The sequence below is a fragment of the Candidatus Dadabacteria bacterium genome (assembly GCA_026706695.1).
Lineage (GTDB): Bacteria > Desulfobacterota_D > UBA1144 > Nemesobacterales > Nemesobacteraceae > Nemesobacter.
The window spans coordinates 1-7467 of record JAPOYE010000035.1; the positions used below are offsets into that span (position 1 = coordinate 1).

The window sequence follows — 7467 nt, forward strand, 5'->3', positions numbered from 1 at the left end:
AGGCAGCGCGGATTGTCTTCAAGCTGGTCTATTATTTCGTACTGTTCCTCGGTAAGCCTGAGCAGATTCTCCTCCGCCTCTTCAAGCCAGGCTGCCTTCGCCGCAACCCGTTCGAAATCCGGCCGCAGAAAACCGCTGATTCTCTTCGCCTCCGTGTGCGCGGGCACGGGTCTCTCCCCGCGCGGCTGAAATTCCCTAAGCCTCTTCCGCGCGATATTCAGGACGCAGTAAGATATCGGGCGGTCCCTCAGGTCTGAGAAATCGATGACGTCTGAGCGCTCGAATTCAGGCGTGAGCGGAGGGCAGTGCGCGTCGGGGAAAACAACCCCGTACCCGATCGGGCATCGCGATTCGCGCGAACCCTCCCCGAAATGCTCCATTATCGAGTTCCGCAGCGCGTACATTGAATCCCTGGCCTGCGCGAAGGGACTTTTCTTAAGGAGAAATTCCTGCCCGTGGCGGTTAGTCGTTTTCCATTGCCCCTCCTCGCAGGAGATTCCGCCGCCCTTGATCTCAAGACAGATAATTCCCTCTCCGGGCATGATCACCACGAAGTCTATCTCTCCATATGGTTTTTTCTTTCCCCTGCGCGCGAGTTCAAGCGGGTGAAGGACAGTCCACTCTGCGGTGTCAGGGTCATCCTTCAGCTGTGAGAATATCCTGCGTTCAGCCAGGCTGGTTTTGTCATCGGCAATATATGCTGGGATCATCCTCGCCATTTCATTAGATACCTGTTAAGAACACAACTGCCAGTTGTGTCAGTTATCGAAAATTGTAACACACATCGCTGTTTTTCCGACATATGAAGACGGTTAACAGTCTGCGCGGGGCAGATGAGAAGACATTAGGTGCGTATTACGTATAGAAGTGAACGCTGATTGACTGAAAAATCCGTCCGGGGAATACTTTTTTCTCCGGTTCGTATAAACTTGTAGATCAGTTCTGAAACCATAGAGCACATGGAGGTGCACAATGAGAAAGATATTGATGTTTTCTGTGTTGACGGTTCTGTTCATCGGCGGGGCGACATTTGCCTCGGCCCATTGCGGAGATTGTGGCAAGAAAGCAGATTGCCCCAGAAAGCCCGCTAAAATGGATAAAATGTTTGAGAAGAAAGATGCGAATTCAGATGGCGTCATTTCCAAGACCGAGTTCGTAGCCTATGCGGAAGGGAAATTTGCCAAGATAGACGCTGACGGCAACGGCAGTCTTACAAAGGAAGAAGTGAAGAGCTACTGGGCCGCCAAGAAAGAGAAACACAAAAAAGATTCCGGTCAGTGCGCCGGCAAGTAGTAAAGCGGGGAAGGCAGCCCGGCGGTGAAAGTTTGCCGCGGCCGAGTGGAAACGGTTGCGCGGTGAGGAAGCAACTGGATGATGAAAGCTTGTCGGGCGTGTACCGTCCGGTTTTGCCGGGCTTTGAACCTGTGTCTTGAGGAGAAATAGAGTCGTATGGCGGCGAGAAAAAGCAGGAAGAACCGAAAAGGCGGGTCCCGGAAAAACAGAACATCGGGCAAGTCCGGAAAACCCGCGTCGGCCAAGCCTTCCGGGTCCGCAGGGGGTACTGAAACTGACCTTTCCCCCCGACGTTCCATGGAATCCGTTATGTCCATGGTTACCCGTTTGGCCTTCCCCGGCGGCCGGGAGGGTGCGGCGGGCGGCGCGGATGAGCTCAGTCGTCTCGGCCGTGCGCAGGAAATCATTTACGACGCATGGGAGGTGCGAAGCAGGCACGACAGAATCTCTATGGCGAAAGAAGCCCTGGCTCTCTCGGGTCTCTGTGCGGATGCCTGGGTGATTCTGGCGGAGGAAACAGGGGATATAGTTGAGGCGCGGGAATTCTACGAGCGTGCCGTGAAGGCGGGAACGGATGCCGTGGAGCTCGAACTCGGACCGGATGCTTTTACCGAACATGCCGGGCGTTTCTGGGGGATACTGCAGACACGTCCCTACATGAGGGCTCTTGAGGGTCTTTCCGACTGCATGTGGGAGATGGGCGAGAAGGGGGAATCAGTGGGCATAATGAGAGAGATGCTTCGCCTGAATCCCAATGACAATCAGGGTGTACGTTCTTTTCTTGTCCCGAGGCTGTTTGCCGTTGGTGATCTGGAGGGGGTAGAGGATATTCTGGTAAAGTACGCGGAACCGTACTTTGCCGACTGGTCCTGGAACACGGTGCTTTTCCTGTTCAGGCGGGATGGAGATTCTGCCGATGCCGTCTCGGCCTTTAACGAGGCGTTTGAAACCAATTCTTTTGTGCCCGGACTTCTGACCGGAACGAGACAGATGCCAAAGTCACTGCCCGAGTACTACAGTCCCGGTTCGCTTGAGGAGGCCGTCGTCTACACTTTTTTCAACAGAAGGAGCTGGTTGAGCACAAAAGGTGCCTTGGCCTGGGTTTCGAAGAGGAGGAAGAAGTAGCTGTTCCCCTTCTTTTTGGCGTGTCGGGCCCCGCTTTAAGAAAGGCGGAAGCCTAGTGGTGTGAGTCCGCGGAAACCTGCTATTTTTCAGGGGTCCGTGTTGTTTGCCAGGGCAGGTTTCTGTAGAACTGCGAAACCCGTGCGAAACAATCTTCAAAATCCGGCACTTTGCCCAACTCAAGCTCCATGGTCTGCCAGTCGGCCCCCGACCGTCTTTTTATTTCGGGGTTATCGAGAGACATGCGGGTCGGACTGATGCGGCGCGAATTGCATTTCTCGATAAGAGCATCCAGAATCTGCGCGCGGCAGGAATCGTCAATCTGGTCATCAACTATCAGCAGGTCGAGATCATAAACGTCCTGTCGCCGGTTGCGTCTGCGCGTAACCTGCTGAAGCATTGCACGATATTTTTCGGCGATGAGATCTACGAGGCCATAAGCCCGCAGTTGTTGTCCTCCGGTCAGTTCAAGTACCTGAAATCGTCCTAGCGGTTCATTAAAGGAGATGTCAAGGTTGATCACGCTGGCGGTTTTACCTTCCGAAAGTGCCGTCTCTTCCCTCTTCCCTCGTCGCGCGTAGGCGATTTTTAGTTGCAGTGCGGGGAATTGCGCTTTTTCAAAATCCATTTTTGGCGGGAGGCGCTTCACCGAGTAGGTTCTGACGAGGAGGTCGGCGTAACCCAGCGCGGTGGCGGCTCTCGGTAGTGCCGAATCCAGAAGTCTTCGGATTTTGTTGTCGACGTCGGCCTCTGCGGTGAGATATGTCGTCAGATCTATATCAGATGTCTGCCTCGGACTGTCGTAGGCAAGTCCCATCAGGATGCCGCCTTTTAGAAACATCTCCACATTCAGGGGAGTTGTCATGGCGATTGAATTGAGAACAATCTCAATCGTCTGGCGTTGTCGGTAGGCTGCGGGATCGGGCTTTGCCCGTTCAACCCAGTCCGCGACTTTGATTTCAAGTACGGGGTTAGACATTAAGTGAGATCATCCAGGTTTCGGAAAAAGTCGGCGCATAAGCCTCGGTCGGATCAAGTTTGCGGCTGCTCCCGCGCTGACAGAATTTCTTCCAACTCTCAATTGTACTGTGACGCAGACCCAAGCGCTCTTCAAGTATATAACCGGCCCGACTTTTTACAATGCTGCTTTCGCAGGAGTTGACGGTGGAGACGATGTCGTCAAGATGATTTTCCGCTTGCTCCTCCCAGACGTCGAGAATATGAGACATGCCTCCGCACAGATCGGGTCTTTGAAGCATATCGAGGAATGTCTGCCCGATTGTAGAAAGACGGAATTCGCTCCCCCTGTTTTTGAGAAACGCTCCGGCCGCCTTGCTTTCGTGAACCTTGACAGCCCGTCGTCGTACGTGCTCCGGGTGGCCCACTATTCTCAACGGGAGGGGAGTAGTCTCATCTTCGCCCAGAGCTTTTCTCATGTAATTTTGAATTCTCTTTGTCGCGGTCCTTCGGTCAGGGCGCGTGAGCGCCAGGGCGTCCGGTCTTCGGTCGGTTAATCCCCACCGCTGCATGGCAGAGAGGTGGGATACGTAGCATGTCGGGTCAACTAGACAGACTATATCTTCCGCTGGAAGGTCCGAAACGGCCAGCACCCTGATGACACGTTTGCCGTAGTCCCTGTCGGCAGCGACCACAGCCGTTTTTTTAAGATCTGCCACTATGCGGATGTAGTCATCTTTCGCCGGGGCATCGCTGCGCAGATACAGCTTCCTGTCTCCGTGATCCCGATACATTTTCCGGACAATCTGGAAAAAATCGAACTGGGTAAGAACCGGCTTGCCGTTTTCTTCAAGCAGTTCGGCCAGGCGGCGGCCTGCTCGGGTTAATCTCGTTGGGTAGATTACAGGAATTCTGCTTGACATGGCTAAGTTCTTTTATTGCTTCTGATATATGTCCTTAGGACATATATCAGAAGCAATAAACAAAGTCAAGAGTAAAAAGAAAAATTTCCAGGCTTGGAAATATAAGTTAACGAAAAGATCATGATGAGAAGGATAAGGAGGGTACAATCTCAGGTCCCATCCCCCTTCGGGTCAATAGAGTTTCTGAAGGAGGATATTTTTTAAAAACCCGGAACTGATTGTCGGATCAGAGCCGAGATACGCGGTGTGAAATTCATACGAGGTCGTAGAAAAAGAAACCGTCCCTCTCCACTGTTTCACCGTGCGCGAACTCAATCGGCCGGGAGAACACCGGCCCGTCGAAAACAAACGAGTGGAATTCCCCGTTCTCCCCGCAGGGGTCGACCCCGCCCGGGAGATCGTCAAGAAACGCCGCATCGAAACAGCGTCCCGCAAAGGACCGATCAAGCACCTTTGAGTCGACGCATACCGTTACCGCACGAAACCCTTCGTCTATAAAGGTCCGGGCTAAAGACCGAGTCGACTTCTTCCATAGGGGGAAGAGGCAGGTTAATCCCGAGGCCGCGAGCTGCCGTTCCCTGTAGTCCCTGAGGTCTTCAAGGAATATATCGCCGAAGGCAATCCGGCGAATGCCCTTGTCGCGGATACTGGAGAACGCCTTTCCCATTCCCCGTTCGTAGACGGCATTTGACGATTCCGGCGGCACCACGACTTCCACAAGCGGCAGACCCAGAGACTTCGCCTGTCTGCGGAGCAGCGCGCGACGCACTCCGTGCATGCTCACCCGATCGTAGGCGTCAGTCACCGTCGTCACAAGTTCCGCCGCGCGGTATTCCCCGCGCCTTCGGATTTCCTGAAGCGCCATGGCGCTGTCCTTGCCGCCGCTGAAGCAGAGGGCAATCGGTTCGCTCAATGGAATGATACTCCTTTCAGGGTGTCACGGGGGACCGTCCGCGTGGAGGGATCAGACCGCCTTTCGCTCCTTCTCGATCCGGTCGTAGGCATCGTTTATGACCGCGAGCTTCTCGTTTGCCGCATCAACAAATTCCTGGGGAACGCCCTGGGCGATCAGGCTGTCGGGATGGTGCGCACGGACAAGTTCGCGGTACCTGCTTTTAAGTTCGTCGTCCGGGATGTCCCTTGTAACTCCCAGGACTTCGTAGGGATCCGGCTTGTCGACGCCATGTGCGGCGCGGATTCGCCTGAATGCCGCTTCGCTCAGTCCGAATATCTCGGCCACGCTTTCGAGATACTCGTTTTCCTTGGGGTGGTAGACGTTATCGGCCCTGGCAATGAGAAACAGGCAGTTTAAAAGCTCCTCAAGAACCGCGGGGTTGTCCCTGAACATCCCGGCAAGCTGCCGTGCGTAGGGCTCAAAGCCTTCTGAGTCTTTCTTGGCGATATTGAAGACGCGGGCGACCTCGGCTTCCTTTACCTCGTCCCTCAGGATCGGATGAAACACCTTTCGGAAAGCCTGGATCTCCTCTTCCCTCACTACCCCGTCGGCTTTAGCCATCTTGGCCGCCAGCACTATAACTCCGGCCGTGAAGGCGACCTGTTTTCTCGAGCGCGTGTCGGTCGGCCGCTCCCCGGTATCCACGAACGCGTGACCCGCCATGGCGCCGAGCAGCGCACCGATAGGGCCGCCGAGAGCGAAACCTGCCGCACCGCCGATTATTTTTCCCCATACACTCATATGATTTTCTCCTCTGAAAAGTGTACCAGAAAAACTTCCCCTCGAAACCTCCTCCGGAACTCCCGGACACAAAAAATACACTAGGGAATTGCCTGCACCCTTGCGCTGACCTCGCCTTCTGCCGTGAGGACCAGACGCAGGTGTTCGGGTCCCACGTCAAGGCGGGTCAGGCGCACCCGGTTCACTTTTCCTGTAACCGAGATGTTCTCCGATGAAAGTGCCAGAATCGCGTCCTCGGCACCGTTCCTGAGTTCCTCAAGCTTAGGCCCGAGATCGAATGGAAGGCGCTTTGAGACGGCTTCGAGAAGCAGGGGCTCCGCTGCCTTTCCGGCCATTGAGAAAAGCACGTTTTGCGAATCGACGTCGAGTGCTGAGTTTTCCAGCGTTATGGTCTGCGTCTCGGCGTCCAGTTCCGGTTCGGCAACCACGTACAGGGTTCCCTTCGCTTCCGTGCCTGAGAGGATTTTGGCCTCCAAAGCCACCTCGGTTTCAAGCAGAAGATTTTCTCCATACGGGTGGATCCTTATTGCCTTTATGGCTATGGAGACGTTTTTGCCCAGAGACTTGCCGACTGCCTCTTCGGCAAGTGTCCGATCAAGCGTTTCGTAGTCGATTATGGCGGGCATAATGATTTCGAAGCCTCCCGGCTTTGGCTCCTCCGGGAGCAGGGTTCTCGGGAAGGGGCATTCTGGCTGCGTCTGCTCTGTCACGATGCGCGTCTTTACTTCAACTCCAATCGAGGTGCTGATGTCTTCGCGGCCGATGAGGATCTGGGTCGCGCGCGCGACTGCGGGCCTTGTTTCAAGCCAGAGATCCGAAGCCTTCTCCAAGCGGGGTTGAACCGCAAAGTCTCTTCCAGCCTTTTCTTGCCGCCTGTTCAAAAAAATCGCTTCTGGCCACGCTTTGGTTAAGCTGCGCGCGAAGCGCGTCGGCTGTGATTCGAACTCCGGGAAGTATATCTCCTCTTACGTCAAGGTTTCCAATGCGTTTTATCGGTATGTCGCCCTTTTGTATATCTATTTTTACCTCGGAGAGGTTCGGGGATACGCGCCAGTTGGTTTCGAGGGCCGGACTCGCGGTGAGGGAGACGCTTGCAAGCATGTCGCCGCTTGCGGCGAAGTCGATTTTCCTTGCCAGCTGAATGGCCCCCGTCGCGCGGGCCTCTCCGCTAAGCTCGGTCGCTATGTCTAGCGCTCCGCTTCGGCCCGACACCTGAATACGGGAACGGTTTAGATTCCAGCTGAGTTCGCTTTGGGCGAAGGGTCTTCGGAGGCTGTTTTTCCTTGAACCCGACTCCTGCTTCGGCGTCTTGCGCTCAAGCGCTTCCCCTACGGCAGCTATGGGAACGGAGACCGGGATAGTTGCTCTTGAAAGATGCTCCGCAAGCGGCTCAAGCGCCGGGGTCTTGTGAGCGGGTCTTTCGGCGTCATGCCTCGACACGTTCTCCGAGAGGGAAACCCCCGCCGCGAGAATCAC

The 7467-nt window shown here is 55.0% G+C and carries 9 protein-coding genes; 2 read left to right on the forward strand and 7 right to left on the reverse strand.

Going from position 1 to position 7467, the window contains the following annotated elements; translation table 11 throughout:
- Positions 1-719: nuclease-related domain-containing protein (locus OXG10_02705; protein ID MCY3826280.1), on the reverse strand; the 719-nt coding region annotated here is incomplete at its 3' end.
- 253 nt (positions 720-972) lie between these two features.
- On the opposite strand from OXG10_02705, the gene OXG10_02710 reads away from it, so the two are divergent.
- Both OXG10_02710 and OXG10_02715 read left to right on the forward strand, forming a co-directional pair.
- Positions 973-1293: an EF-hand domain-containing protein gene (locus OXG10_02710; protein MCY3826281.1), complete on the forward strand. Its 321-nt coding sequence runs from the start codon at positions 973-975 to the stop codon at positions 1291-1293.
- Positions 1294-1449: 156 nt separating this feature from the next.
- Positions 1450-2418 carry a hypothetical protein gene (locus OXG10_02715; GenBank protein MCY3826282.1) on the forward strand — a complete coding sequence of 323 codons (969 nt, stop codon included), beginning with the start codon at positions 1450-1452 and terminating at the stop codon, positions 2416-2418.
- A gap of 79 nt (positions 2419-2497) precedes the next feature.
- On the opposite strand, the gene OXG10_02720 is transcribed toward OXG10_02715, so the two are convergent.
- The 6 genes from OXG10_02720 to OXG10_02745 all read right to left on the reverse strand — a co-directional run.
- Entirely contained in the window at positions 2498-3394 is an 897-nt protein-coding gene (locus OXG10_02720) for a nucleotidyl transferase AbiEii/AbiGii toxin family protein (GenBank protein MCY3826283.1), read from the reverse strand.
- Complete coding sequence (locus OXG10_02725) at positions 3387-4295, reverse strand: hypothetical protein (GenBank protein ID MCY3826284.1); 909 nt, start codon at positions 4293-4295, stop codon at positions 3387-3389. The genes OXG10_02720 and OXG10_02725 overlap by 8 nt, the downstream gene beginning before the upstream one ends.
- A 253-nt stretch (positions 4296-4548) precedes the next feature.
- A complete protein-coding gene (locus OXG10_02730) occupies positions 4549-5208 on the reverse strand; it encodes a diphthine--ammonia ligase (protein ID MCY3826285.1) in 660 nt (219 codons plus the stop codon).
- A gap of 51 nt (positions 5209-5259) precedes the next feature.
- Positions 5260-5991 carry a TerB family tellurite resistance protein gene (locus OXG10_02735; GenBank protein ID MCY3826286.1) on the reverse strand — a complete coding sequence of 244 codons (732 nt, stop codon included), beginning with the start codon at positions 5989-5991 and terminating at the stop codon, positions 5260-5262.
- An 80-nt stretch (positions 5992-6071) separates the two neighbouring features.
- Complete coding sequence (locus OXG10_02740) at positions 6072-6872, reverse strand: DUF4403 family protein (protein MCY3826287.1); 801 nt, start codon at positions 6870-6872, stop codon at positions 6072-6074.
- A partial coding sequence (locus tag OXG10_02745; GenBank protein MCY3826288.1) for a DUF4403 family protein occupies positions 6793-7467 on the reverse strand: 675 nt, incomplete at its 5' end. The genes OXG10_02745 and OXG10_02740, both read right to left, overlap by 80 nt.

Bases quoted from the DNA above. Each gene is read 5' to 3' on its own strand.
- OXG10_02710 (MCY3826281.1), top strand. From the start codon at position 973: ATGAGAAAGATATTGATGTTTTCTGTGTTGACGGTTCTGTTCATCGGC.
- OXG10_02715 (MCY3826282.1), top strand. From the start codon at position 1,450: ATGGCGGCGAGAAAAAGCAGGAAGAACCGAAAAGGCGGGTCCCGGAAA.
- OXG10_02720 (MCY3826283.1), bottom strand. From the start codon at position 3,394: ATGTCTAACCCCGTACTTGAAATCAAAGTCGCGGACTGGGTTGAACGG.
- OXG10_02725 (MCY3826284.1), bottom strand. From the start codon at position 4,295: ATGTCAAGCAGAATTCCTGTAATCTACCCAACGAGATTAACCCGAGCA.
- OXG10_02735 (MCY3826286.1), bottom strand. From the start codon at position 5,991: ATGAGTGTATGGGGAAAAATAATCGGCGGTGCGGCAGGTTTCGCTCTC.